The 25,380-nt window shown below is 55.8% G+C and carries 24 protein-coding genes; 21 read left to right on the forward strand and 3 right to left on the reverse strand.

Annotated elements, in window-relative coordinates:
- The first annotated feature begins 235 nt into the window (after positions 1-235).
- The 4 genes from ACSZPU_RS07465 to sixA all read left to right on the forward strand — a co-directional run bounded on the left by ACSZPU_RS07465 (position 236) and on the right by sixA (position 4,834).
- Positions 236-520, forward strand: a complete 285-nt coding sequence (locus ACSZPU_RS07465) for a YfcZ/YiiS family protein (RefSeq protein WP_090085167.1) — start codon at positions 236-238, stop codon at positions 518-520.
- A 162-nt stretch (positions 521-682) separates the two neighbouring features.
- Positions 683-1,993, forward strand: a complete 1,311-nt coding sequence (fadI, locus tag ACSZPU_RS07470) for an acetyl-CoA C-acyltransferase FadI (protein ID WP_498997097.1) — start codon at positions 683-685, stop codon at positions 1,991-1,993.
- Entirely contained in the window at positions 1,993-4,140 is a 2,148-nt protein-coding gene (gene fadJ, locus ACSZPU_RS07475) for a fatty acid oxidation complex subunit alpha FadJ (RefSeq protein WP_498997100.1), read from the forward strand. Before fadI ends, fadJ begins: the two co-directional genes overlap by 1 nt.
- Before the next feature lie 208 nt (positions 4,141-4,348).
- The gene (sixA, locus tag ACSZPU_RS07480) at positions 4,349-4,834 is read left to right on the forward strand and encodes a phosphohistidine phosphatase SixA (RefSeq protein ID WP_498997102.1); all 486 of its coding nucleotides are present in this window, start codon (positions 4,349-4,351) and stop codon (positions 4,832-4,834) included.
- 65 nt (positions 4,835-4,899) lie between these two features.
- On the opposite strand, the gene smrB is transcribed toward sixA, so the two are convergent.
- The gene (smrB, locus tag ACSZPU_RS07485; RefSeq protein ID WP_498997103.1) at positions 4,900-5,451 is read right to left on the reverse strand and encodes an endonuclease SmrB; all 552 of its coding nucleotides are present in this window, start codon (positions 5,449-5,451) and stop codon (positions 4,900-4,902) included.
- Positions 5,452-5,616: 165 nt separating this feature from the next.
- On the opposite strand from smrB, the gene prmB reads away from it, so the two are divergent.
- The 6 genes from prmB to ACSZPU_RS07515 are packed head-to-tail and all read left to right on the forward strand — an operon-like array spanning position 5,617 to position 10,141.
- A complete protein-coding gene (gene prmB / locus ACSZPU_RS07490) occupies positions 5,617-6,549 on the forward strand; it encodes a 50S ribosomal protein L3 N(5)-glutamine methyltransferase (protein WP_498997105.1) in 933 nt (310 codons plus the stop codon).
- 35 nt (positions 6,550-6,584) lie between these two features.
- Complete coding sequence (aroC, locus tag ACSZPU_RS07495) at positions 6,585-7,670, forward strand: chorismate synthase (RefSeq protein WP_498997108.1); 1,086 nt, start codon at positions 6,585-6,587, stop codon at positions 7,668-7,670.
- Between the two features lie 3 nt (positions 7,671-7,673).
- Positions 7,674-8,495 (forward strand): penicillin-insensitive murein endopeptidase, encoded by an 822-nt coding sequence (gene mepA, locus ACSZPU_RS07500; RefSeq protein ID WP_498997110.1) that lies wholly within the window; start codon positions 7,674-7,676, stop codon positions 8,493-8,495.
- Positions 8,495-9,307: a sulfite exporter TauE/SafE family protein gene (locus ACSZPU_RS07505; RefSeq protein WP_498997112.1), complete on the forward strand. Its 813-nt coding sequence runs from the start codon at positions 8,495-8,497 to the stop codon at positions 9,305-9,307. The genes mepA and ACSZPU_RS07505 overlap by 1 nt, the downstream gene beginning before the upstream one ends.
- The gene (locus tag ACSZPU_RS07510; protein ID WP_498997115.1) at positions 9,304-9,849 is read left to right on the forward strand and encodes an elongation factor P hydroxylase; all 546 of its coding nucleotides are present in this window, start codon (positions 9,304-9,306) and stop codon (positions 9,847-9,849) included. The genes ACSZPU_RS07505 and ACSZPU_RS07510 overlap by 4 nt, the downstream gene beginning before the upstream one ends.
- Positions 9,850-9,862: 13 nt before the next feature.
- Positions 9,863-10,141 carry a YfcL family protein gene (locus tag ACSZPU_RS07515; RefSeq protein ID WP_498997117.1) on the forward strand — a complete coding sequence of 93 codons (279 nt, stop codon included), beginning with the start codon at positions 9,863-9,865 and terminating at the stop codon, positions 10,139-10,141.
- Between the two features lie 126 nt (positions 10,142-10,267).
- Here the strand turns inward: ACSZPU_RS07515 and mnmC are convergent, their stop codons facing one another.
- Positions 10,268-12,268, reverse strand: a complete 2,001-nt coding sequence (gene mnmC, locus ACSZPU_RS07520) for a bifunctional tRNA (5-methylaminomethyl-2-thiouridine)(34)-methyltransferase MnmC2/FAD-dependent 5-carboxymethylaminomethyl-2-thiouridine(34) oxidoreductase MnmC1 (RefSeq protein ID WP_498997120.1) — start codon at positions 12,266-12,268, stop codon at positions 10,268-10,270.
- 163 nt (positions 12,269-12,431) lie between these two features.
- On the opposite strand from mnmC, the gene fabB reads away from it, so the two are divergent.
- From fabB to ACSZPU_RS07535, 3 genes are all read left to right on the forward strand, one after another.
- Positions 12,432-13,646, forward strand: a complete 1,215-nt coding sequence (gene fabB / locus ACSZPU_RS07525; protein WP_498997122.1) for a beta-ketoacyl-ACP synthase I — start codon at positions 12,432-12,434, stop codon at positions 13,644-13,646.
- Positions 13,647-13,850: 204 nt separating this feature from the next.
- Positions 13,851-15,026, forward strand: a complete 1,176-nt coding sequence (locus ACSZPU_RS07530) for an MFS transporter (protein ID WP_498997124.1) — start codon at positions 13,851-13,853, stop codon at positions 15,024-15,026.
- A 259-nt stretch (positions 15,027-15,285) separates the two neighbouring features.
- On the forward strand, positions 15,286-16,716 hold the full coding sequence (locus ACSZPU_RS07535; RefSeq protein WP_498997125.1) for a 6-phospho-beta-glucosidase: 1,431 nt from the start codon (positions 15,286-15,288) through the stop codon (positions 16,714-16,716).
- Between the two features lie 33 nt (positions 16,717-16,749).
- On the opposite strand, the gene flk is transcribed toward ACSZPU_RS07535, so the two are convergent.
- Positions 16,750-17,757 carry a flagella biosynthesis regulator Flk gene (gene flk, locus ACSZPU_RS07540; RefSeq protein ID WP_498997158.1) on the reverse strand — a complete coding sequence of 336 codons (1,008 nt, stop codon included), beginning with the start codon at positions 17,755-17,757 and terminating at the stop codon, positions 16,750-16,752.
- A 113-nt stretch (positions 17,758-17,870) separates the two neighbouring features.
- On the opposite strand from flk, the gene pdxB reads away from it, so the two are divergent.
- From pdxB to cvpA, 8 genes are all read left to right on the forward strand, one after another.
- Positions 17,871-19,007, forward strand: coding sequence for a 4-phosphoerythronate dehydrogenase PdxB (pdxB, locus tag ACSZPU_RS07545; RefSeq protein ID WP_498997127.1), 1,137 nt, complete (start codon positions 17,871-17,873; stop codon positions 19,005-19,007).
- A gap of 64 nt (positions 19,008-19,071) precedes the next feature.
- Positions 19,072-20,085 carry an aspartate-semialdehyde dehydrogenase gene (locus ACSZPU_RS07550; protein WP_498997130.1) on the forward strand — a complete coding sequence of 338 codons (1,014 nt, stop codon included), beginning with the start codon at positions 19,072-19,074 and terminating at the stop codon, positions 20,083-20,085.
- The gene (gene truA / locus ACSZPU_RS07555) at positions 20,085-20,897 is read left to right on the forward strand and encodes a tRNA pseudouridine(38-40) synthase TruA (protein WP_498997132.1); all 813 of its coding nucleotides are present in this window, start codon (positions 20,085-20,087) and stop codon (positions 20,895-20,897) included. The genes ACSZPU_RS07550 and truA overlap by 1 nt, the downstream gene beginning before the upstream one ends.
- Before the next feature lie 26 nt (positions 20,898-20,923).
- Complete coding sequence (locus tag ACSZPU_RS07560; protein WP_498997133.1) at positions 20,924-21,583, forward strand: DedA family protein; 660 nt, start codon at positions 20,924-20,926, stop codon at positions 21,581-21,583.
- A gap of 103 nt (positions 21,584-21,686) precedes the next feature.
- A complete protein-coding gene (accD, locus tag ACSZPU_RS07565) occupies positions 21,687-22,601 on the forward strand; it encodes an acetyl-CoA carboxylase, carboxyltransferase subunit beta (RefSeq protein ID WP_498997135.1) in 915 nt (304 codons plus the stop codon).
- A 71-nt stretch (positions 22,602-22,672) separates the two neighbouring features.
- Positions 22,673-23,941 carry a bifunctional tetrahydrofolate synthase/dihydrofolate synthase gene (folC, locus tag ACSZPU_RS07570; protein ID WP_498997138.1) on the forward strand — a complete coding sequence of 423 codons (1,269 nt, stop codon included), beginning with the start codon at positions 22,673-22,675 and terminating at the stop codon, positions 23,939-23,941.
- The gene (dedD, locus tag ACSZPU_RS07575) at positions 23,931-24,623 is read left to right on the forward strand and encodes a cell division protein DedD (RefSeq protein WP_498997140.1); all 693 of its coding nucleotides are present in this window, start codon (positions 23,931-23,933) and stop codon (positions 24,621-24,623) included. Before folC ends, dedD begins: the two co-directional genes overlap by 11 nt.
- A 266-nt stretch (positions 24,624-24,889) precedes the next feature.
- Complete coding sequence (gene cvpA / locus ACSZPU_RS07580) at positions 24,890-25,378, forward strand: colicin V production protein (RefSeq protein WP_103278648.1); 489 nt, start codon at positions 24,890-24,892, stop codon at positions 25,376-25,378.
- Positions 25,379-25,380: the final 2 nt, after the last annotated feature.

Here is a 25,380-nt window from a genome sequence, read left to right on the forward strand (position 1 = left end):
AATAGTCATGATAATAGGGCCTTCTGATTAGAAGGCCCTATTATCAATGATTTTTATCCTCGTGACGACACTATCTAATCATAATGGGTGATTTTTGTCGTAGATCATTTTTAAGTGTGATTTCGGTCACTTACGGGAGTTCCTCAAATTCTCGACTGGAGACACATAATTCTGAGGGGTAAAATGTGCACAACGTTTATCTGGCACCTTGGGTGCGAATTCAGAGGAAATCACAATGAGTAAATGCAGTGCTGATGAAACCCCGGTTTGCTGCTGTATGGATGTTGGTACCATCATGGACAACTCCGATTGCACCGCCTCGTATAGCCGTGTGTTCACAAACCGTACCGATGCGGAAGAAACGCTGGCAGCGCTCACCGCGCGCGCACGTGGCGTAGAGTCAGATCCTTGCCAAATCACCTCGACGTTTACCGAAGTAGAAGGCGGCGTGCGTCTGGATATCGATTTTGTTTTCGCCTGCGAAGCGGAGACCCTGATTTTCCAGCTGGGCCTGCGTTAATCTTCCTGCCTGCGCTCCTGTCTCTGCGGGAGCGTTTTTTCAATAATCTCTGTGTCTTACCTCCCACTTTTTTTCTTCCCTCATTGGCTAAATGTAAATAATTAGTTAAGACTGTTATCAGGTCAGACCACTAGTGCATCACGCTGTTAACAGGGGAGTGTTATGAGTCAGGCATTACCACTTGTCACCCGTCAGGGCGACCGCATCGCCATTGTCAGTGGGTTACGTACGCCATTTGCCCGTCAGGCAACGGCGTTCCACGGCGTCCCGGCTATCGATCTTGGCAAAATGGTGGTGGGCGAACTCCTTGCCCGTAGCGAAATTCCGCCGGAAATCATCGAACAGCTGGTCTTTGGCCAGGTGGTGCAAATGCCGGAAGCCCCCAACATTGCGCGTGAAATCGTGCTGGGCACTGGCATGAGCGTGCACACCGATGCCTACAGCGTGAGCCGCGCCTGCGCCACCAGTTTCCAGGCGGTGGCAAACGTGGCCGAAAGCCTGATGGCCGGAACCATTCGCGCGGGGATTGCCGGGGGGGCGGATTCCTCTTCGGTTCTGCCTATCGGCGTGAGCAAGAAACTGGCGCGCGTGCTGGTGGATGCCAACAAAGCCCGCAGCGCAGGGCAAAAACTGAAACTCTTTTCTCGCCTGCGCCTGCGTGACTTATTGCCGGTGCCGCCTGCCGTGGCTGAATATTCTACTGGCTTGCGTATGGGTGATATCGCCGAGCAGATGGCGAAAACCTACGGCATCACTCGCGAAGAGCAAGACGCGCTGGCCCACCGTTCTCACCAGTATGCGGCACAGGCCTGGGCGGAAGGTAAGCTGGCGGACGAAGTGATGACCGCGTATGCGCCACCTTTTCGCGAGCCGCTCATCCAGGATAACAACGTGCGGCAAAATTCCAGCCTCGCCGATTACGCCAAACTGCGCCCGGCCTTCGATCGCCGACACGGCACGGTGACTGCTGCCAATAGTACGCCGCTGACCGACGGTGCGGCGGCGGTTGTCCTGATGACCGAATCACGGGCGAAAGAGCTGGGGCTGAAACCGTTGGGCTATCTGCGTAGCTACGCGTTTACCGCCATTGGCGTACAGCAGGACATGCTGCTGGGGCCGGCCTGGGCGACGCCGCTGGCACTCGACAGAGCAGGGCTGACGATGGCGGATTTAACACTGCTGGATATGCACGAAGCCTTTGCGTCACAAACCCTGACCAACCTGAAATTGATGGCCAGCGAGCGCTTTGCCCGTGATGTGTTAGGCCGTTCGCAGGCAACGGGCGAGGTGGATGACAGCAAATTCAACGTGCTGGGAGGATCGATCGCCTACGGCCATCCGTTTGCCGCGACCGGGGCGCGAATGATCACCCAAACCTTGCATGAACTTCGCAGACGCGACGGTGGGTTTGGTCTGGTGACCGCCTGTGCTGCGGGTGGACTGGGTGCCGCAATGGTTCTGGAGGCCGAATAATGGACATGACCTCAGCATTTACGCTTGTTATTCGCCCGGACAATGTTGCCGTCGTCAGCATTGATGTTCCCGGCGAAAAGATGAACACGCTAAAAGCCGAGTTTGGCAGCCAGGTGCGTGCCATCCTTAAACAAATTCGCGAAAACAAACAGATACGCGGCGTGGTGTTTATTTCCGCGAAGCCGGATAATTTCATCGCCGGTGCGGATATCAATATGATCGATCGCTGCAAAACGGCCAAAGAGGCCGAAGATCTGGCGCGCCAGGGACAGCAGATCATGGCGGAGATCCACGCGTTGTCGATCCCGGTGATCGCGGCGATTCATGGCCCGTGCCTGGGCGGTGGGCTGGAGCTGGCATTGGCCTGCCATCGCCGTATCTGTACCGATGATGGTAAGACGGTTCTCGGTCTGCCCGAAGTGCAGCTCGGCCTGCTACCGGGTTCCGGCGGCACTCAGCGGCTGCCGCGTCTGGTGGGCATTAGCACGGCGCTGGAGATGATCCTCACCGGCAAGCAGCTGCGCGCGCGTCAGGCGTTAAAGGCCGGGCTGGTGGATGATGTCGTGCCGGTTTCCATCTTACTGGACGCTGCCGTGAAGCTTGCTACTCAGGACCGTCCTGCCAGCCGCCAACTACCGATTCGTGAACGCCTTTTTGCTGCACCGCTGGTCCGCGCGCTGTTGTTCCGCATGGTCGGGAAGAAAACCGAGCACAAAACCCATGGCAATTACCCGGCGACGACCCGCATTCTGAGTGTTATCGAAACAGGCTTAAGTCAGGGCAGCAGCAGCGGCTATGACGCCGAAGCCCGCGCGTTTGGCCACCTCGCCATGACCCCGCAATCCCAGGCGCTGCGCAATATTTTCTTCGCCAGCACCGAGGTGAAAAAAGACCCTGGCAGCCCGGTTGCGGCGGGGCCGCTGCGCACCGTGGGTATCCTCGGTGGTGGGTTAATGGGGGGCGGAATTGCCTACGTTACGGCAGGGAAGGGCAACCTCCCTGTTCGCATAAAGGATATTAATCCGAAAGGCATTAACCATGCGCTGCAATATAGCTGGGAACAGCTTGATAAAAAGGTGCGTCGCCGCCATCTCAAATCTGCCGAGCGCGATGTGCAAATGGCCCGAATTTCTGGCACTACAGACTATAGCGGTTTTTCCCATCGGGACGTGGTGATAGAAGCGGTGTTTGAGGATTTGAACCTTAAGCAACAGATGGTCGCAGAGGTTGAAGCGCAGTGTGCACCGCAGACCATTTTTGCCTCCAATACCTCGTCGTTGCCGATTGGCGATATTGCTGCCAAAGCGGCGCGCCCCGGTAACGTTATCGGATTACATTTTTTCAGTCCGGTTGAGAAGATGCCGCTGGTGGAAGTCATTCCCCATGCTGGCACCTCAGAACAGACCATCTCGACGGTGGTGAAGCTCGCGAAGAAGCAGGGCAAAACGCCGATTGTCGTGGCCGATAAGGCCGGCTTTTATGTGAACCGCATTCTGGCGCCTTATATGAGCGAAGCCATGCGCCTGTTGAGCGAAGGGGAGCGCATCGAGAATATCGATAAAGCGCTGGTGAAATTTGGCTTCCCTGTTGGCCCAATCCAACTTTTGGATGAAGTGGGAATCGATACGGGAACTAAAATTATTCCTGTACTGGAGGCCGCATACGGCGAGCGTTTTAGCGCCCCTGCAAGCGTCGTTTCCGCAATATTGAATGACGATCGCAAAGGCAGAAAAAATGAACGCGGTTTCTATCTTTACGGTAAGAAAGGGCGTAAAAGCAACAAACAGCCTGACCCGGCAATTTACCCGCTTGTGGGGGCTTCTGGCACAGGCAAATTATCGGCAGAACAGATTGCCGAACGCTGCGTCATGATGATGCTTAACGAGGCCGCACGCTGCTTCGCCGAGAAGGTGATTCGCAGCCCGCGCGATGGTGATATTGGCGCGGTGTTTGGCATCGGTTTTCCGCCTTTTCTGGGCGGCCCGTTCCGCTATATGGATACCCTTGGCGCGGGTGATATTGTCGCAATTCTGCAGCGTCTGGCGGCCCTTTATGGTCCGCGTTTTGCTCCTTGTCAGCTTTTGTTACAAATGGCTGAGCGGGGCGAAATTTTTTGGGACAAAAAGGAAACTGATTTTGTAAGTTAGGGTCAAAAAAGGGTAAATCCAGCTTTGAATGAAACAATCATGGTTAATTTGTAAACAGTGATTGACTATACTTACGCCATTGAGGTAAAAGACAGCGTTTCATTCAGTGAATGGATCAGGCACAATGCCCGGCCATTGATATTTCCCGCCGTAATGGAACTGATCACGCGGGGGTATTAATGCTTCTGGTTAACAAAAGCGGTGCAATATGCAAGTTTTTATCATGCGTCACGGCGATGCAGCCCTCGATGCAGCCAGTGACTCTGTTCGTCCCTTAACCCCTTGTGGTTGTGACGAATCTCGTCAGATGGCAACCTGGCTGAAAGGTCAAAAAGTGGATGTCGAACGTGTTTTGGTCAGCCCGTTTCTTCGTGCTGAGCAGACGCTAAGCGAGGTAGGTGGCTGCATGAACCTGCCTGACAACGTGGATGTCCTGCCTGAACTGACCCCTTGTGGGGATGTTGGTTTGGTCAGTGCCTATCTTCAGGCGCTGGCGAATGAAGGTACCTCCTCCGTGCTGGTGATTTCTCACCTGCCGCTGGTCGGTTACCTGGTGTCCGAGCTCTGCCCGGGTGAAACGCCGCCAATGTTTTCCACTTCCGCGATTGCCAGCGTAACGCTGGAAGAGAGCGGGAAAGGTGTATACAACTGGCAAATGAGTCCCTGCAACCTGAAAATGCCGAAGGCAATCTGATTCGCCGGACCGTGAAAAAAAGCCGCATTGTGCGGCTTTTTTACATTTCTGGCTGTCTGCCGCGTTCAGGGAAGCTCGGGTGGCTGCCACTCTTCGACTTCGATCAATACCAGTATCGCGGCATCACCACCGTACTCTTTCGGTGCCTGGTGAAACGCCATCACGTGCGGGTGTTGTGCCAGCCAGAGCGGTGTCTGCTGCTTGAGAATATGTTTACCGTGGCCGTGCATCACACAGGCGCAAAAGACATGTTCGCGTCGACAGGCGGCGATCAGCGCCCCCAGCTCCTGTTTTGCCTGGAGCTGCGTTAAGCCGTGCAGGTCGAGAAACAGATCCGGGGAATAGTCGCCGCGGCGGATCTTTTTCAGCTCAAAATGGCTGACATCGTCGCGCACATACTTCACCTGCCCTTCGGTGTTCAGCAATGGCTGAAATTCATCAGAGAAATAGTGGCTGTTGTCCGCCTGCTCCGACAATAAGCGCTTAACCGGGACCTCGCTGATCTTTTTACGCGTTGGACGATGAACGACCGTATCCTGCTTGATTTTGCGCGTGCCGGTCATCAGTTGCCGGAACAGCGTCTGTTCCTCCTCGCTAAGCGATGGTTTCTTTTTCATCTCGACATCTCATCTTTTATTTCTTTCAGTGTACCCGACTCATTCCCCCGCTGTTCAGCAAAATGCATTTTTTAGCTCGTGACGCGAAGCGACAATGCTGATTTATCGCCGTCTTCATGGCAAACTAGCCGCCGAATTTCTTGTGAGCGTGTCCTGGAGGATAAGATGGATAAAATTTTCGTTGATGAAGCAGTAAGTGAACTGCATACCATTCAGGACATGTTGCGCTGGTCGGTAAGCCGATTTAGCGCGGCAAACATCTGGTACGGCCACGGGACAGATAACCCGTGGGATGAAGCCGTACAGCTGGTGTTGCCGACTCTTTACCTGCCGCTGGATATCCCGGAAGAGATGCGTAACGCGCGTCTGACCTCTAGCGAGCGTCACCGTATCGTTGAGCGTGTCATTCGCCGCGTCAATGAGCGTATCCCGGTTGCCTATCTCACCAACAAAGCCTGGTTCTGCGGCCACGAGTTTTACGTCGATGAACGCGTGCTGGTGCCGCGCTCGCCTATTGGTGAGCTTATTAACAATCACTTTGCCGGGCTTATCGACGGGCAACCGCAGCACATCCTGGACATGTGTACCGGCAGCGGCTGCATCGCCATCGCCTGTGCGTACGCCTTCCCGGAAGCGGAAGTGGACGCGGTTGATATCTCCACCGATGCGCTGGCGGTAACCGAGCAAAACATTGAAGACCATGGTCTGATTCACCACGTTACGCCGATTCGTTCTGATGTGTTCCGCGACCTGCCGAAAGTGCAGTACGACCTGATCGTGACCAACCCGCCGTATGTTGATGAAGAAGATATGGACGACCTGCCGTCAGAGTATCGCCACGAGCCGGAACTGGGGCTGGCCTCCGGTAGCGACGGCCTGAAACTGACGCGCCGCATTCTGGCCTGTGCGCCGGATTACCTCAGCGACAAGGGCGTGCTGATTTGTGAAGTGGGCAACAGCATGGTACATCTGATGGAACAATATCCGGATGTGCCGTTCACCTGGCTTGAGTTCGACAACGGCGGTGACGGCGTCTTCATGCTGACCAAAGCGCAGTTGCTGACCGCGCAGGAACATTTCAGCATCTACAAAGATTAAAACGCTAACAACATAACGACGACAACGGAGCCGTGATGGCAGGAAACACTATTGGACAACTCTTTCGCGTAACCACCTTCGGCGAATCGCACGGCATTGCGCTGGGCTGTATCGTCGATGGGGTACCGCCGGGCATTCCGCTGACCGAAGCAGACCTCCAGCATGACCTGGACAGACGTCGCCCCGGTACCTCGCGCTATACCACCCAACGTCGCGAACCGGATCAGGTGAAAATCCTCTCCGGCGTGTTTGAAGGCGTGACCACCGGAACCAGCATCGGTCTGTTGATTGAAAACACCGATCAGCGTTCTCAGGATTACAGCGCGATCAAAGATGTGTTCCGCCCGGGGCACGCGGATTACACCTACGAGCAAAAATATGGCCTGCGCGACTATCGCGGCGGCGGCCGTTCCTCGGCGCGTGAAACCGCGATGCGTGTCGCAGCAGGCGCGATTGCCAAGATATTCCTCGCACATAAATTCGGTATCGTTATCCGTGGCTGTCTGACCCAGATGGGTGACATTCCACTGGAGATGAAGGACTGGGATCAGGTTGAACAGAACCCGTTCTTCTGCCCGGATCCGGACAAGATTGAGGCGCTGGACGAACTGATGCGCGGGCTGAAAAAAGAGGGCGACTCGATTGGCGCGAAAGTCACCGTGGTGGCAGATGGCGTGCCGGCAGGCCTCGGCGAGCCGGTGTTCGATCGTCTGGATGCCGACATCGCCCATGCGATGATGAGTATCAACGCGGTTAAAGGCGTGGAGATTGGTGACGGCTTTGGCGTGGTTAACTTGCGCGGCAGCCAGAATCGCGATGAAATCACCAAAGACGGTTTTCAGAGCAACCACGCGGGCGGCATTCTGGGCGGTATCAGCAGTGGGCAGCAAATTGTCGCCAACATTGCGCTAAAACCGACCTCTAGCATCACTGTTCCGGGGCGCACCGTTAATCGCTTTGGCGAAGAAGTTGAGATGATTACCAAAGGGCGTCACGACCCTTGTGTGGGCATCCGCGCGGTGCCGATCGCAGAAGCGATGCTGGCGATTGTGCTGATGGACCATTTTATGCGTCAGCGCGCGCAAAATGCCGATGTGACGACCACTATTCCTCGCTGGTAAACAATGAAACGAATGGCAATTGCGCTGCTGGCGTTTTTCGCAACGCTGACCTGCCAGGCGGCAACGCCCTGGCAGAAAATAACCCATCCGGTTGTGGGAACACCGCAATCGATCGGGGCTTTCTCGAACGGCTGTATTGTTGGCGCGCATGAACTACCTCTGCAATCCGATACCTACCAGATTATGCGTACCGATCAGCGGCGCTACTTTGGTCACCCGGACCTGATTCTGTTTATTCAGCGTCTGGGCAACCAGGTGCACAACCTCGGTCTGGGGACGGTGCTGGTGGGGGATATGGGCATGCCTGCTGGCGGGCGTTTTAACGGCGGTCACGCCAGTCACCAGACGGGGCTGGATGTGGATATTTTCCTGCAACTGCCAAAAGCACGCTGGACCTCAGCGCAATTGTTAAAACCGCAGGCGCTGGATTTGGTTTCCCGCGATGGCAAGCAGGTGGTGCCATCACTGTGGAAGCCGGAAATCACCAGTCTTATCAAGCTGGCGGCGAAAGATAACGATGTGACGCGTATTTTCGTCAACCCGGCCATCAAGCAGCAGCTGTGTCTGGATGCGGGTACAGATCGCGACTGGCTGCGTAAAGTGCGCCCCTGGTTCCAGCATCGCGCGCACATGCACGTGCGTCTGCGTTGCCCGGCAGACAGTCTCGAGTGCCAGGATCAGCCTTTGCCACCCGATGGCGACGGCTGCGGAGCGGAATTGCAAAGCTGGTTCAAACCAGCGAAACCGTCAACCACTCCTGAGAAGACGACACCCCCGCCGTTGCCTGCTTCCTGTCAGGCATTACTGGATGAGCACGTATTGTAATGGATGCATTTCAAGAGATATTTATGGTGTCGCCGCTGATTTTAGTGGTGCTCTTTCTGGTCGCCACACTGGCGGGATTTATTGATGCGTTAGCGGGCGGCGGTGGCTTACTGACCGTGCCTGCACTGCTGGCCGCCGGGATGACCCCGGCTCAGGCGCTGGCGACTAACAAACTGCAGGCCTGCGGTGGTTCGTTCTCATCAATGATCTATTTTGTGCGCCGTAAAGTCGTCAATCTGGCGGATCAGAAGCTCAATATTCTGATGACCTTTGTTGGTTCCACCACCGGTGCTCTGCTGGTGCAGCATGTGAAATCAGACGTGTTGCGCCAGATCCTCCCCCTGCTGGTTATCTGCATCGGCCTCTATTTTCTGCTGATGCCAAAGCTTGGCGAAGACGATCGTCAACGTCGCCTGCACGGTCTACCGTTTGCGCTGGTGGCGGGTGGCTATGTCGGTTTTTACGATGGCTTCTTCGGGCCAGGTGCCGGTTCGTTTTACGCGCTGGCGTTTGTGACGCTGGCCGGTTTTAACCTCGCTAAATCGACAGCGCATGCCAAGGTGCTGAATGCCACCTCTAATTTGGGTGGGCTGCTGTTGTTTATTATTGGCGGCAAGGTTATCTGGGCTACTGGGTTTGTGATGCTCATCGGGCAGTTCCTTGGTGCGCGTATGGGTTCACGTCTGGTGCTCAGCAAAGGGCAAAAGCTCATTCGCCCTATGATTGTTATCGTCTCGGCAGTAATGAGCGCAAAATTACTTTATGACAGCCACGGGCAGGAGATCCTCCAGTTTCTGGGGATGGGTGCATGAACACAACGCATAATTACGAACAACTGATTACCCTTTTCGACGGCTGCTTTGCCGACGAGTTTAATACCCGTCTGATTAAAGGTGATGACGAACCGATCTATCTTCCTGCTGATGAGGAAGCGCCTTATAACCGGATCGTCTTCGCTCACGGGTTCTACGCCAGCGCGCTGCACGAGATTTCCCACTGGTGTATCGCCGGGAAAGCCCGCCGCGAGCTGGTGGATTTTGGTTACTGGTACTGCCCGGATGGGCGTGATGCGGCGACACAGTGTCAGTTCGAAGACGTTGAGATCAAACCGCAGGCTTTTGACTGGTTGTTTTGCGTGGCGGCGGGTTATCCGTTTAATGTCAGCTGTGACAACCTGGAAGGGGATTTTGAACCGGATCGTGTGGTGTTCCAGCGCCGCGTGCATGCGCAGGTGATGGAATATCTCGACAAAGGGATCCCGGCACGTCCGGCGCGTTTTATTAAAGCGCTGCAAGATTATTACCACACGCCTGAACTGAAGGCGGAACACTTCCCATGGCCGGAAGATTTATAACTGAGGAAAGAAGATGATCGCAGAATTTGAATCGCGCATTCTGGCGTTAATTGATGACATGGTAGAGCACGCCAGTGACGATGAGCTGTTTGCTGGCGGTTATCTTCGTGGCCACCTGACACTGGCGGTCGCGGAACTGGAAGCGGGCGATGACCATTCAGCCGCCGCGCTGCACGCCCGCGTTGCTGCAAGCCTGGAAAAAGCGATTCAGGCGGGCGAGCTGTCTCCGCCGGATCAGGCGCTGGTGATGGGGATGTGGGACACGCTGTTCCAGAAGGCGCAAGTGCAGTAAGACGCACCGATCCCGGATGCGGCGTAAACGCCTTATCCGGGCTAGACCGTAGCCCCGGTAAGCGCAGCGCCACCGGGGAATTCCTGGATGCGTTATAGGTGTGTGGGTTTGTCCTTCAGCCCGCACTCACTTAACCAATTTCCCCTTCAGCAACTTCCTCACCCATAAACGATTCGGATTCAGCGCGGCCAGCGTCTCGCCGTCCATCGGCAACGGCTCTTCGCTCATCTGCGAAGCCAGAATCTCCGCTGCCAGCGGCGCACTGCATAATCCGCGTGAACCCAGCGCGCCAAGCATAAACAGCCCGTCATAAACCGGTGCGCTCAGCGCATCATTTCTCTCTTGCGCAAGACTGGCATACGCCTTCAAAGTCGCGGCGTAATCTGCCACGTTACCGACTAATGGCAGATGATCCCGCGTTGCACAGCGCACGCCACAGCGAGCTTCACCACCGCTAACGTCAACGTCTGTTGCCCACTGGGCCTGCGGGAAGCAGTTTAACAACCGCTGGCGGTTTTGCTGCTGGTCCTCCTCGCTGTAGGCGGTCTCTTCCTGCCCTCGGTGGTAGCTGGCGCCGATACAGTGATGGTGATTCTTCGGGTTTTGCGGCGTCAGATAACCGTCATAACAGAGCACCTGGCGCAGTTCGCCAAGTTTCTCCGTTGTGGGAATATGGCTGACCTGGCCGCCAACCGGGTAAACCGGCAGCTTCTCGGTCTGGGTGAAATGGCTAATGTGATGCCCGTTAGCCAGCACGACGCAGTCATGGGTACGAAGGTGCCCATCGGCAAACTCCAACTGCCAGCCGCTATCCTGCGAAGTGAGGCTTGTCACCCTGTGACCGTAGTGCACGCTCAGCCCCTGACTCTGGGCCAGGGTTAGCGCAGTCGCCGTCAATTGTGCCGGGCACAGCCAGCCTCCTGCCGGATACGCAATCCCACCGCATGTGGTCTCTACGCCCGCCGTTTGCGCGACTTCTTCGGCGCTGACCGCACGGGCGATGGCGTCCGGCAGGTTCAGCGTCAGCATCTGGGCGATTTTTTGCTGGCTTTTTTCGTCATAGCCCAGTTGGGTCACGCCGCACCAGTCATGATCAAACTCGACTGGCAGGGCGTCATACAGTCGGCGGGCGAAGGTAAATGCCGCAGGGAAGAATTGGGCCAGCGCCGGGTCGTGTGCGCTGAGCAGTGGGTAAAGCGCCCCCTGACAATTACCGGACGCGCCCTGCGCGGGTTCATCATCGGCACAGTAGAGCGTCACCTGCCAGCCGCGACGCAACAACGCCAGCGATAGCAGCGCACTGGCGACACCGCCGCCGATGATCGCCACCGCGCGTTTGTCCGTTCCGCTGCGGGCAAACCACGGCGTACGTGGAGCGGGCAGGGCGGTGTTTTCCATCACCCCGGTGAGCATTTCCCGCTTACGGCCAAAGCCTTTGCTTTTACGCATCGTAAAACCGGCATCCTGCAAGCCGCGACGGACGAAACCGGCAGAGGTGAAGGTTGCCAGTGTCGCACCGGGGCGTGCCAGTCGCGCCATGGCGTTAAACAGGCCCGGCGTCCACATATCCGGGTTTTTCGCCGGGGCAAAACCGTCGAGAAACCAGGCATCAACCTGTTGATTTAGCGAATCATCAAGTTTTTCGGTCAGTTCATTGATATCACCAAACCATAAATCCAGCGTCACGCGGCCGCCGTCCAGTAACAGGCGATGACAACCGGCAAACGGCAGCGGCCATTGCTGCTGAACTTGCTTTGCCCACGGAGCCAGTTCAGGCCAGTGCTGGTGTGCGAGGCGCAGATCGTCTTTCGTTAAGGGGAATTTTTCAAAACTGATGAAATGTAATCTTTCCAGGGTAGCCTGCGGATGCGCGAGGCGGAAGGCATCAAACGCCTGCCAGAGCGTCAGGAAATTGAGCCCGGTACCAAAACCGCTTTCCGCGACGACAAACAGTGGGCGGGAGTGGCCGACGAAACGTTCTGGAATACCGTTGCCGCCGAGGAAAACATAGCGGGTTTCTTCCAGCCCATTGTCATTAGAGAAATAGACGTCATCAAAATCTCGGGAAACAGGTGTACCCTCAGCGTTGAATTCGAGGTTGGCAGATTGTATAGCGGTTTGTTTCACGTAAGTTACTCGTCGCACAGGCAGTGTCACGATCTTAACGATGTGCGTCTCCAGGCGCAAATTTACCCATTAATTGTCTGATCGGACTTGTTCGGCGTACAACTGTACGCTATCTTGCGACACGAAAACTTAATTTAGTTAGTGCGACTTACAGGGGTATTGAATGAAACGTGCAGTGATTACTGGCCTGGGCATTGTTTCCAGCATCGGTAATAACCAGCAGGAAGTCCTGGCATCTCTGCGTGAAGGACGCTCAGGGATCACTTTCTCTCAGGAGTTCAAAGATTCCGGAATGCGCAGCCACGTATGGGGTAACGTTAAACTGGATACGACCGGTTTGATTGACCGCAAAGTGGTTCGTTTCATGAACGATGCCTCTATCTATGCCTATCTCTCCATGCAGGAAGCTATCGCTGATGCTGGCCTGAGTGAAGAGGTTTACCAGAACAACCCGCGCGTGGGTCTGATCGCCGGTTCCGGTGGCTCTTCTAAAGCACAGGTATTCGGTGCAGACGCAATGCGTAGCCCGCGTGGCCTGAAAGCTGTGGGTCCGTATGTTGTGACCAAAGCGATGGGTTCTGCGGTTTCCGCGTGCCTCGCCACCCCGTTTAAAATCCATGGTGTGAACTACTCCATCAGCTCCGCATGCGCGACCTCTGCGCACTGTATCGGTAACGCGGTTGAGCAGATCCAACTGGGCAAACAAGACATCGTCTTTGCCGGCGGCGGCGAAGAGCTGGGCTGGGAAATGGCCTGCGAGTTTGACGCGATGGGCGCACTGTCCACCAAATACAACGAAACGCCGGAAAAAGCCTCCCGTACCTATGACGCGCACCGTGATGGTTTCATCATCGCAGGCGGCGGCGGTATGGTTGTGGTTGAAGAGCTGGAACATGCGCTGGCACGTGGTGCGCACATCTATGCTGAGATCGTGGGCTACGGCGCAACCTCTGACGGCGCTGACATGGTTGCTCCGTCTGGCGAAGGCGCAGTGCGCTGCATGAAGATGGCAATGCACGGCGTTGATACCCCAATCGATTACCTGAACTCCCACGGTACTTCTACTCCGGTAGGCGACGTGAAAGAGCTGGGGGCTATCCAGGAAGTGTTCGGCAACAACAGCCCGGCAATTTCCGCGACCAAAGCCATGACCGGTCACTCTCTGGGTGCGGCTGGAGTGCAGGAAGCTATCTACTCTCTGCTGATGCTGGAACACGGCTTTATCGCTCCGAGCATCAACGTTGAACAGCTGGACGAGCAGGCTGCTGGCCTGAACATCGTTACCAAACCGACTGATGCGGCGCTGACTACCGTCATGTCCAACAGCTTCGGTTTCGGTGGTACTAACGCAACGCTGGTGATGCGTAAGCTCAAGTAACCGATTGAATAAAAAAAGGGAGCCTGTTGGCTCCCTTTTTTTATTCATTGACAAGCCGCTGCGCGGGCAGGCAAACTCCACCCGCAACATTATCACCCTGATAATGCGTAAGCGTTTAACGTTATCCAACGCACCTTAATCCTGAACATCAGGTAGAGGGGGCGTGGCTTTTCCCTCGCCTTACTCTGCGGTATGGAGTAATGCATGTCTGTAGACACTCAAACACTTTCTTCTTCCTCCGGTACAGGCCCATTGTTGCGCCTGGTGATTGCCGTTTTCCTGACCTATATGACCATCGGCCTGCCGCTGCCCGTCATCCCGCTTTTTGTGCACAACGAGCTGGGCTATGGCAACACCATGGTGGGCGTCGCCGTGGGTATTCAGTTTCTGGCAACCGTCCTGACGCGTGGCTATGCCGGGCGTCTGGCCGATCAGTTTGGTGCGAAGCGTTCGGCGATGCATGGGATGTTTGCCTGTGCGCTGGCCGGAGTCGCATGGTTGCTGGCGGCGTGGTTACCGGTCAGCGCGCTGGCGAAATTTGGCCTGCTGATTGTCGGGCGCTTAATGTTGGGGTTTGGTGAAAGCCAGCTCCTCACCGGAACGCTCGCCTGGGGGATGGGGCTGGTTGGTCCGAAACGTTCGGGCAAAGTGATGTCCTGGAACGGCATGGCGATTTACGGCGCGCTGGCCGTTGGTGCGCCGCTCGGCCTGCTCATTCACAGCCGTTTTGGTTTTGCCACTCTGGCGGGAATCACCATGGTTTTACCGCTGGTGGCGTGGGCGTTTAATGGCGGCGTGCAAAAAACGCCGGCCCATCCGGGTGAGCGTCTTTCTCTGTGGAGCGTGGTCGGACAAATCTGGCAGCCGGGTCTGGGACTGGCGCTGCAGGGCGTGGGTTTCGCGGTTATCGGTACCTTCGTTTCGCTCTATTTTGCCAGCAACGGTTGGGCGATGGCCGGGTTTACGCTGACGGCGTTTGGCGGTGCCTTTGTCCTGATGCGCCTGCTGTTTGGCTGGATGCCGGATCGCTTTGGCGGTGTGCGGGTGGCGGTTGTGTCGCTGGTCGTGGAAACGGTGGGATTGCTGCTGCTCTGGCAGGCACCGAATGCATGGGTGGCGATGGCCGGAGCGGCGTTAACCGGCTGCGGCTGCTCGCTGATCTTCCCGGCGCTGGGCGTTGAGGTGGTTAAACGCGTTGCCCCGCAGATTCGCGGTACCGCGCTGGGCGGGTATTCCGCGTTTCAGGATATCGCCTATGGCATCACCGGGCCGCTTACCGGGATGCTTGCCACTTCTCTCGGCTACCCGTCGGTATTCCTGGCTGCGGCGATTGCTGCGGCGACCGGCATTGTGGTGACGCTGATTTCCTTTCGAAAATAAGCGTCTATTCTGGCCCTCATAATGAGGGCCAGAAATAATAAATACGTAATCCCCCATAATCACGAATGCTATTTTTGTCTGCAATAAATAATTAAAAATACGTGCCAGGACACAGAAAAAACATATTGTTTTATTGGTGTGACATGTTCTACCGATATAATTTTTTGCAATGTTCTCAGACAGTTATATTGCTGCTATAGTCAGGCTATCTTCGTACGTAAGTTATTCTTTTACTACCATTTAGAGAAAGGAGAGACGTATGCCTGGGTTTAAAGCAGATTTTCTGTGGGGCGGCGCGGTGGCTGCGCATCAGCTTGAAGGCGGCTGGCGGGAAGGCGGTAAAGGTGTGAGTGTGGCTGACGTGATGACCGCCGGGGCACACGGCGTTCCGCGTGAAATTACCGATGGCGTATTACCGGGAAAAAATTACCCCAACCACGATGCCATCGACTTTTATCATCGCTATAAAGATGACATTAAACTGTTCGCGGAAATGGGCTTTAAATGTTTCCGTACCTCAATTGCCTGGACGCGTATTTTCCCGAAAGGGGATGAATTAGAACCGAACGAAGCTGGCCTGCAGTTTTATGACGATCTCTTCGATGAATGCCTGAAATACAATATTGAACCGGTCATTACGCTCTCGCATTTCGAAATGCCTTATCACCTGGTCACAGAATACGGTGGCTGGCGCAATCGTAAGCTTATCGATTTCTTCGTCCGCTTTGCCAAAACGGTATTTACCCGTTACAAAGGCAAAGTGAAATACTGGATGACGTTTAACGAAATCAACAACCAGGCCAATTACCACGAAGATTTCGCGCCCTTCACCAACTCCGGTCTTAAATACAAAGAAGGTGAAGATCGTGAGCCGGTGATGTATCAGGCGGCACACTATGAACTGGTGGCGAGTGCGCTGGCGGTGGAAGCAGGGCATGCGATTAACCCTGATTTCCAGATTGGATGCATGATTGCCATGTGCCCGGTCTATCCGCTGACCTGTAACCCGGACGATATGATGATGTCCGTCTCAGCGATGCACCGTCGCTACTGGTTTACCGATGTGCACGTCCGGGGTTACTACCCGCGCCACCTGCTTAACTATTTCGCCCGTAAAGGCTTTAACCTTGATATTACCGACGAAGATCTGCAAATCCTGAAACGGGGCTGCGTGGACTATATCGGTTTTAGCTATTACATGTCGTTTGCCACCAAAGCCACCGCGGATAACCCGCAGTTTGACTATGACGAAACGAAGAGCCTGGTGAAAAACCCGTATGTGAAAGCATCGGACTGGGGCTGGCAAATTGACCCGGTAGGCCTGCGCTATTCACTGAACTATTTCTATGATCTCTACCAGTTACCGCTCTTTATCGTGGAGAACGGCTTCGGCGCAATCGATCAGAAAGAGAGTGACGGTTCGGTCAACGATCAGTACCGCATTGAATACATGCAAAACCACCTGAGCGAAATGAAAAAAGCGGTGGTGGAAGATGGCGTGGATCTGATGGGCTACACCCCGTGGGGCTGTATTGACCTGGTCTCTGCGGGCACGGGCGAGATGAAAAAACGCTACGGCTTTATCTACGTGGATAAAGACAACGAAGGCAAGGGTACGCTGGAGCGCAGCCGCAAAAAATCGTTCGCATGGTACCAGCAAACAATTAAAAACAACGGTGAAAATCTGTAAGCGAGACATCCCCTCCACCCGGAGGGGGTTTTTTTAGATAACCAGCCAGATAAGCGCGAAGGCAATCAGCAGTGCGACCAGGAACAGACCGGGTCGGGTCGAGAGGTTTTTGACGGTATCGACGATCGGGGCAAAGATCGGTCCGTAAATCGGCTGAATATTGCGCGCTTCCAGCACGCCCGACGCGCGTTCTGCGCGGCGTAAAAAGACTTGATTCAGAATGTCCTGGACCTGCGCCGTTGTCAGCACCGTCTGCGGCGTGACCTGCCAGTTCTGCCGGGCATAATCGGTGATATTTAGCCACTCCGCGTCATCCAGCGGCTGCTTGAGCGCGGTTTGCACGCTTTGCAGTGTCGGCGATGTCTGGGTACTTAACGTCTGGCGCGCCTGTAGCCAGGTCATCAGGTGGGTGAAATGTTTTGCCGGGATCAGCTCCCCGGTTTTCACGCCGGATAACTCCATCATCGACTGCCAAATCAATTTGCCCGATTCACCCGTTGCGGCGGCCAGTTTGGTCACCGCCTGGTTCAGTGAATTGTGCTCTGCGGGTAATAGCGGGCGGTCTGTCGCCGGGCGCAGTAACGGCTGAGGCACGGAAATCTGATTGTTTTGCAGCAGCGTCAGCACCGTCTTAAGCTGCTCGGGTGTGAGCTGGCTCAGTGCGGTCTGCCCGAACTGCTGGCGAATGAAATCGCTGACCGCCTGACGGTTATTGCCCTGGCCGAGCAGTTCGGTCAGTTGCGAAACAATCTGACGGGTGGAATGATTCTGCGTGGCGGTGCCCAGACGCTGATTGAGATTCTGCTCTGCCGCCGGGAAATGGCGCGACAGCAGCGGTGCGTCGTTCTTCAAACCCAAATCATGTTTCACCCCGGCCCAGACTTCGGCGCTCTGCTGCTGTGTGAGCGCGACCAGGCGGGTAATCAACCGCTCCAGCACGGTACGCTGGATTGTCGATAACGGCTGCTCTCCGGCGGCCAAAGTTGTGGGCGTGGGATCTTGCCCGGGAGGGCGCGCGGGCGTGCCCTGAATGGGTTGCATCATGGAAATCCTCTGGGTCTCGCACGTGGTGTAGCGGCATTGCAGGTATGCCTGGCAGCGAGATTATGGCACACTTAATGGCTTAACTCTCGTTCTCAAACCGGTACCGTAACGTGAAAATCCTTGTTGATGAAAATATGCCCTATGCTGGCGATTTGTTCCGTCGTCTGGGTGAGGTAAAAGCTGTGCCTGGTCGTCCTGTTCCGGCTACGGAATTGGCCGATGCTGACGCGCTGATGGTGCGTTCTGTGACGAAGGTGAATGAAGCGCTGCTCACCGGCACGCCCGTTAAATTCGTGGGTACGGCAACGGCAGGGACCGATCACGTTGACGAGCAATGGCTACAGCAGGCGGGCATCGGCTTTTCTGCTGCGCCGGGATGTAATGCCATTGCGGTCGTGGAATATGTTTTCTCCTCCCTGCTGCTTCTGGCCGAGCGTGACGGTTTCGACCTGCGCGATCGCACCGTTGGCATCATCGGGGTGGGAAATGTGGGCGGTCGCCTGCAGGCGCGTCTTGACGCCTGGGGCGTGAAGACATTGCTGTGCGATCCGCCGCGCGCTAAACGTGGCGATGACGGTGAGTTTCTGCCGCTGGAAGCCCTGGTGCGCGATGCCGATGTGCTGACCTTCCACACGCCACTGTTTAAAAACGGGCCGTACAAAAGTTTCCATCTGGTGGATGAGGCCCTTATCAGCCGTCTGAAACCTGGCACTATTCTGATTAATGCCTGCCGTGGTCCGGTCGTGGATAACGCCGCGCTGCTGCGTCGCCTGGACGCGGGTCAGTCGCTCAGCGTTATTCTGGATGTCTGGGAACCGGAGCCGGAACTCGACGTGGCGCTGCTGGATAAAGTGGATATCGGGACGGCGCATATCGCGGGATATACGCTGGAAGGCAAAGCGCGCGGTACCACTCAGGTGTTCGAAGCCTTTAGCGAATTTATCGGCCAGCGTCAGCAGGTGGCGCTGGACACGCTGCTGCCAGCGCCGGAGTTTGGGCGTATTACCCTTCATGGCCCACTCGATCAGTCGATCCTGAAAAGACTCATTCATTTGGTGTATGATGTGCGCCGTGACGATGCGCTGCTGCGTAAAGTGGCAGGTATCCCGGGTGAGTTCGATAAGCTGCGTAAAAATTATCTTGAGCGTCGCGAATGGTCATCGCTGTATGTGCAGTGTGATGACGACCAGGCGGCCACTCTGCTGCAAAAACTGGGTTTCAACGCTGTTCATCACCCAACTCGTTAATGTCATCTTAATGCTACCTGTCAGATAATCTGGCGGGTACGCTTTTTTTCTGGAGTAAACCACCATGTCAGAAGGCTGGAATATTGCCGTACTGGGCGCCACTGGCGCTGTCGGAGAAGCCTTGCTCGAAACGCTTGCGGAACGTGAGTTCCCGGTGGGCGATCTGTATGCGCTGGCGCGTAATGAAAGCGCCGGTGAGACGCTGCGTTTTGGCGGAAAAACCGTACGCGTACAGGATGTTGCTGAATTTGACTGGACGCAGGCACAGCTGGCGTTCTTTGTCGCCGGTGCGCAGGCGTCGGCTGAACATATTGAAGAAGCCACCAACGCTGGTTGCCTGGTGATTGATACCAGCGGTCTGTTCGCGCTGGAGCCGGATGTGCCGCTGGTTGTGCCAGAGGTGAACCCGTACGTGCTGGCCGATTACCGTAACCGTAATGTCATTGCCGTGCCGGATAGTCTGACCAGCCAGTTGCTGATCGCGCTGAAACCGCTGATCGATGAAGGCGGTCTGTCGCGTATTGGCGTGACCAGCCTGCTTTCCGTATCTGGACAGGGCAAACAAGCGGTGGATGCCCTTGCCGGGCAGAGCGCGAAGTTGCTCAACGGTATCCCGATTGATGAAGACGATTTCTTTGGTCGCCAGTTGGCATTCAACATGCTGCCGATTCTGCCGGACCGTGAAGGCACCATCCTGGAAGAGCGTCGCCTGGTCGATCAGGTGCGTAAAATTTTGCAGGACGACGGGCTGATTATCTCGGCAAACTGCGTGCGTGCGCCGGTGTTCTACGGTCATGCGCAGATGGTGAGCTTTGAAGCGCTGCGTCCGCTGGCGGCAGAAGAGGCCCGCGATGCCTTTGCCCGCGGGGAAGACATTGTGCTGTCCGACGCGAATGATTTCCCGACCCAGGTTGGCGACGCTTCCGGTAGCGCGCATCTGTCCGTGAGCTGTGTACGTAACGATTACGGTATGCCTGAGCAGATTCAGTTCTGGTCGGTTGCGGATAACGTGCGTTTTGGCGGTGCGCTGATGGCGGTGAAAATCGCTGAGAAACTGGTGCAGGAGTACCTGTACTGATGTCAGACGTTGTGGAACAACCGCTGTTGAAAATTGCTCTCGGTATTGAGTATGACGGCAGTAAGTATTACGGCTGGCAGCGTCAGCAGGAAGTACGCAGCGTCCAGGAAAAACTGGAAAAAGCGCTGTCTCAGGTCGCCAATACGCCGGTGACCGTGTTTTGCGCCGGGCGGACTGACGCAGGTGTACACGCAACGGGGCAGGTCGTCCATTTTGAGACCCGCGCGGTGCGTAAAGACGCGGCCTGGACGCTGGGCGTAAATGCGAATTTGCCTGGAGACATCGCGGTACGTTGGGTGAAAGATGTGCCCGACGATTTCCACGCGCGATTTAGCGCCACGGCGCGTCGTTATCGCTACGTTATCTACAATCATCGTTTACGCCCGGCGGTACTGAACCAGGGCGTGACGCATTATCACCTGCCGCTTGACGCGGAGCGCATGCAGCGTGCGGCGCAGTGTCTGCTGGGTGAGAATGATTTTACCTCGTTTCGCGCGGTACAGTGCCAGTCGCGCACGCCGTGGCGCAACATGATGCACATTAACGTTCAGCGTTACGGCGCATATGTGGTGGTGGATATCAAAGCCAATGCCTTTGTACATCATATGGTGAGAAATATTGTCGGTAGCCTGATGGAAGTGGGTGCCAACAACCAGCCGGAGAGCTGGATAGCAGAGCTACTGGCGGCTAAGGACAGAACGCTGGCGGCAGCAACGGCGAAGGCGGAAGGGTTGTATCTGGTCTCGGTGGATTATCCGGCCCGTTTCAATCTGCCGCGTGCGCCAATGGGTCCGCTGTTCCTTGCGGACTAGTCGCAATCAACCAAGGCATAGACAATATGGACGTAGTTCACTTTCTTATTGATTTCATCCTGCATATTGATGTTCATCTGGCGGAGCTGGTCGCACAATACGGTATCTGGGTATATGCGATCCTGTTCCTGATTTTGTTCTGCGAAACCGGGCTGGTCGTGACGCCGTTTTTACCTGGGGATTCACTGCTGTTCGTCGCAGGCGCGCTGGCCTCATTGTCAACGAACGACCTCAACGTGCATGTTATGGTGCTGCTGATGCTGATTGCGGCCATCCTGGGCGATGCGGTGAATTACACCATCGGGCGCTTGTTCGGTGAAAAGCTATTCAGCAATCCGAACTCCAAAGTTTTCCGTCGCAGCTATCTCGATAAAACGCATCAGTTTTATGAGAAGCACGGTGGCAAAACTATCATTCTCGCGCGCTTTATCCCCATTGTGCGGACGTTCGCGCCATTCGTTGCCGGGATGGGGCATATGTCCTATCGCCATTTTGCGGCCTTTAACGTTATCGGGGCGCTGTTATGGGTGCTACTGTTTACCTATGCTGGTTACTTTTTCGGTACGTTGCCGATGGTGCAGGAAAATCTTAAGTTATTGATTGTCGCGATTATCGTGGTGTCTATACTTCCTGGTGTGATTGAGATTATTCGCCACCGTCGTGCGGCGGCGCGACAGGCAAAATAAGACGTCTATGGCGGTTCGACCACTTTTTTATCCCAAGTTGCGAACTGTTATGTTTTAATGTGCCCCATTTATGGGCTACCAGGTTCATGTATAAAGGTTATCAATGAGCTGGATTGAACGAATCAAAAGCAATATTACCCCCACCCGTAAGGCGAGCATCCCTGAGGGCGTGTGGACGAAATGCGATAGCTGCGGTCAGGTACTGTATCGTGCCGAGCTGGAGCGTAACCTTGAGGTCTGCCCGAAGTGTGACCACCATATGCGCATGACTGCGCGTAACCGCCTGCATACGCTGCTGGATGAAGGTTCACTGGTGGAACTGGGTAGCGAACTCGAGCCGAAAGACCTGCTCAAGTTCCGTGACTCCAAAAAATACAAAGACCGTCTGGCGACGGCACAGAAAGAGACCGGCGAAAAAGATGCGCTGGTAGTGATGAAAGGCACCCTGCACGGTATGCCGGTCGTTGGCGCTGCGTTTGAGTTCGCCTTTATGGGCGGCTCCATGGGCTCTGTGGTCGGTGCGCGTTTTGTCCGTGCCGTTGAGCAAGCTCTGGAAGACAACTGTCCGCTGATCTGTTTCTCTGCCTCGGGTGGCGCACGTATGCAGGAAGCGCTGATGTCGCTGATGCAGATGGCGAAAACCTCTGCTGCGCTGGCGAAGATGCAAGAGCGTGGCCTGCCGTACATCTCTGTGCTGACTGACCCAACCATGGGCGGTGTTTCCGCAAGCTTCGCGATGCTGGGCGACCTGAACATTGCCGAGCCGAAAGCGCTTATCGGTTTTGCCGGCCCGCGCGTTATCGAGCAGACCGTGCGTGAAAAACTGCCGCCGGGATTCCAGCGCAGTGAGTTCCTGATTGAGAAAGGGGCGATCGACATGATCGTGCGCCGTCCGGAAATGCGCCTGAAACTGGCAAGCATCCTGGCGAAACTGACCAATCAGCCAGCACCGAACCCGGATGCCCCGCGTGAAAGCGTGGTGGTGCCACCGGTGCCCGATCAGGAAGCCGAAGCCTGATAATACCGAAGGGCAGGGCCATAGCGGCGCTGCCCTTTTGCTTTTTACATCGTTAAAAACCTACGGGCATCATGGAAAATAAACGCATTTTGCAAGCCACGTCGCCCCTGGCCGCGTGGCTTTCTTATCTGGAAAACCTGCACAGCAAAACCATCGACCTGGGACTTGAGCGTGTAAGTCAGGTTGCTGCGCGTCTTGATGTTTTGCGCCCGGCACCCTTTGTCTTTACCGTGGCGGGAACCAATGGTAAAGGCACGACCTGCCGCACCCTCGAATCAATCCTGCTGGCCGCCGGTTTCCGCGTGGGCGTCTACAGCTCGCCGCACCTCATCCGCTATACCGAACGCGTACGCGTACAGGGCGAAGAGCTGACAGAGCTCGACCACACGCGCTCCTTTGCCGAAATTGAAGCGGCGCGCGGCGAAACCTCATTGACCTATTTCGAATACGGCACGTTGTCGGCGCTGTGGCTGTTTAAACAGGCGAAGCTGGACGTTGTTATCCTCGAAGTCGGGCTGGGCGGACGCCTGGACGCGACCAATATGGTCGACGCCGATGTCGCCGTGGTGACCAGTATTGCCCTCGATCATACCGACTGGCTGGGGCCAGACCGGGAAAGCATCGGTCGTGAAAAAGCGGGCGTCTTCCGTGGCGGTAAACCGGCGGTGGTGGGCGAAAGCGATATGCCGTACACCATTGGCGAGGTCGCTGCGGAAAAAGGTGCGCTGCTGATGCGTCGTGGCGTTGACTGGCAGTATGAAGTGGAGCAGGGCCAGTGGCGTTTTCGCGATGGGCAGGGCGAGCTGACCAGTTTGCCGCTGCCGCAGGTCCCTCAGCCGAATGCTGCAACGGCGCTTGCCGCACTACGGGCCAGCGGGCTGGCGGTGAGCGAGCAGGCTATCCGTGACGGGATTGCGTCAGCGATTTTGCCTGGTCGCTTCCAGATTGTGCGTCACAACCCGCGTCTTATTCTGGATGTGGCGCATAATCCTCATGCGGCGGCTTACCTTGCCGGGCGTCTGGCGGCAGAGCCTGAGCGCAGTCGCGTGCTGGCGGTTATCGGCATGCTGCACGATAAAGACATCGCCGGAACGCTCGCCTGTCTGGAGCCTGTGGTCGATAGCTGGTATTGTGCCCCTCTGGAAGGGCCACGCGGTGCGACGGCAGAACAATTGATGGCGCACCTCCCGCAAGGGAAGACGTATCAACACGTTGCGCAGGCCTGGCAGGCAGCGATGGCGGAGGCCACAGCAGAAGATACCGTGCTGGTGTGTGGTTCATTCCATACGGTGGCACATGTCATGGAAGCGATGGATGCGGGGAGAACCGGTGGCGAGTAAGTTTCAGAACCGTTTGATGGGAACCATTGTGCTGGTTGCGCTCGGGGTGATTATTCTTCCTGGGCTGCTGGACGGGCAAAAAAAGCATTATCAGGATGAGTTCGCCGCCATTCCTCTGGTGCCCAAAGCGGGGGATCGCGATGAGCCGGACATGATGCCAGCGGCAACGCAGGCGCTACCGGCTCAGCCGCCAGAAGGGGCAGCGGAAGAGGTGCGGGCTGGCGATGCCGCTGCGCCGTCGCTGGACTCGTCCCGTCGGGCGTCCAGTGGGACGACGCCGCCGGATATCACGACGCAACCTGTCGCGCCAAAACCAGTTGAACAGCCGAAGCCGGTTGAGAAACCGCAGCCGAAACCACAGCCGCAAAAACCGGCTGAGCAGATGGCAGCCACCCCGCCTGCGGATCAGGCGCCTGCTGCCGATAAATCTGCGCCAGTGGGTAAAGCCTGGGTCGTACAGCTGGGGGCGCTCAAGAACGCCGACAAGGTCAATGAAATCGTTGGCAAACTGCGCGGTGCGGGTTATCGCGTTTATACCGCGCCAACCACGCCGGTACAGGGTAAAATCACCCGCATCCTTGTCGGGCCGGACGCATCGAAAGATAAACTCAAAGGCTCTTTGGATGAGCTTAAGCAGCTGTCAGGTTTGAGCGGTGTGGTGATGGGCTATAGCGCTAACTAGTGCGCTGATTTTTCCCCTCACCCTAACCCTATCCCCAGAGAGGCGAGGGAATGGTTTGCTCCCTCTCCCTTGAGGGAGAGGGCCGGGGTGAGGGGAAAATAAGAATGCAGAAACACGCCCGAAGAGGCTAAAGATCCGATGGCGTTGAATATTTTTTCAGCGCCATTTTTATTTACGCGCGGGAAGGAAATCCCTACGCAAACGTTTTCTTTTTCTGTTAGAATGCGCCCCGAACTGGACGACAGGGCGTAAATCGTGGGACATATATGGTCTGGATTGATTACGCCATCATCGCGGTGATTGGTTTTTCCTGTCTGGTTAGCCTCATCCGCGGCTTTGTTCGTGAAGCGTTATCACTGGTGACATGGGGTTGTGCTTTCTTTGTTGCCAGTCATTATTACACTTACCTGTCAGTCTGGTTTACGGGCTTTGAAGACGAACTGGTGCGTAATGGGATATCCATTGCCATCCTGTTCATCGCGACGCTGATCGTTGGCGCTATCGTCAATTACGTGATAGGTCAACTTGTGGAGAAAACCGGCCTGTCGGGTACAGACAGGGTGTTGGGGATCTGTTTTGGTGCTCTTCGCGGGGTGCTGATCGTCGCCGCCATTCTGTTCTTTCTCGATACCTTTACGGGCCTGTCAAAAAGCGAAGACTGGCAGAAGTCGCAGCTTATCCCACAGTTCAGTTTCATCATCAGATGGTTCTTTGACTATCTGCAAAGTTCGTCAAGTTTCTTGCCCAGAGTGTAATC

Origin of the sequence: Phytobacter sp. V69 (assembly GCF_965644215.1) — a bacterium.
Taxonomy (GTDB): Bacteria; Pseudomonadota; Gammaproteobacteria; order Enterobacterales; family Enterobacteriaceae; genus Phytobacter.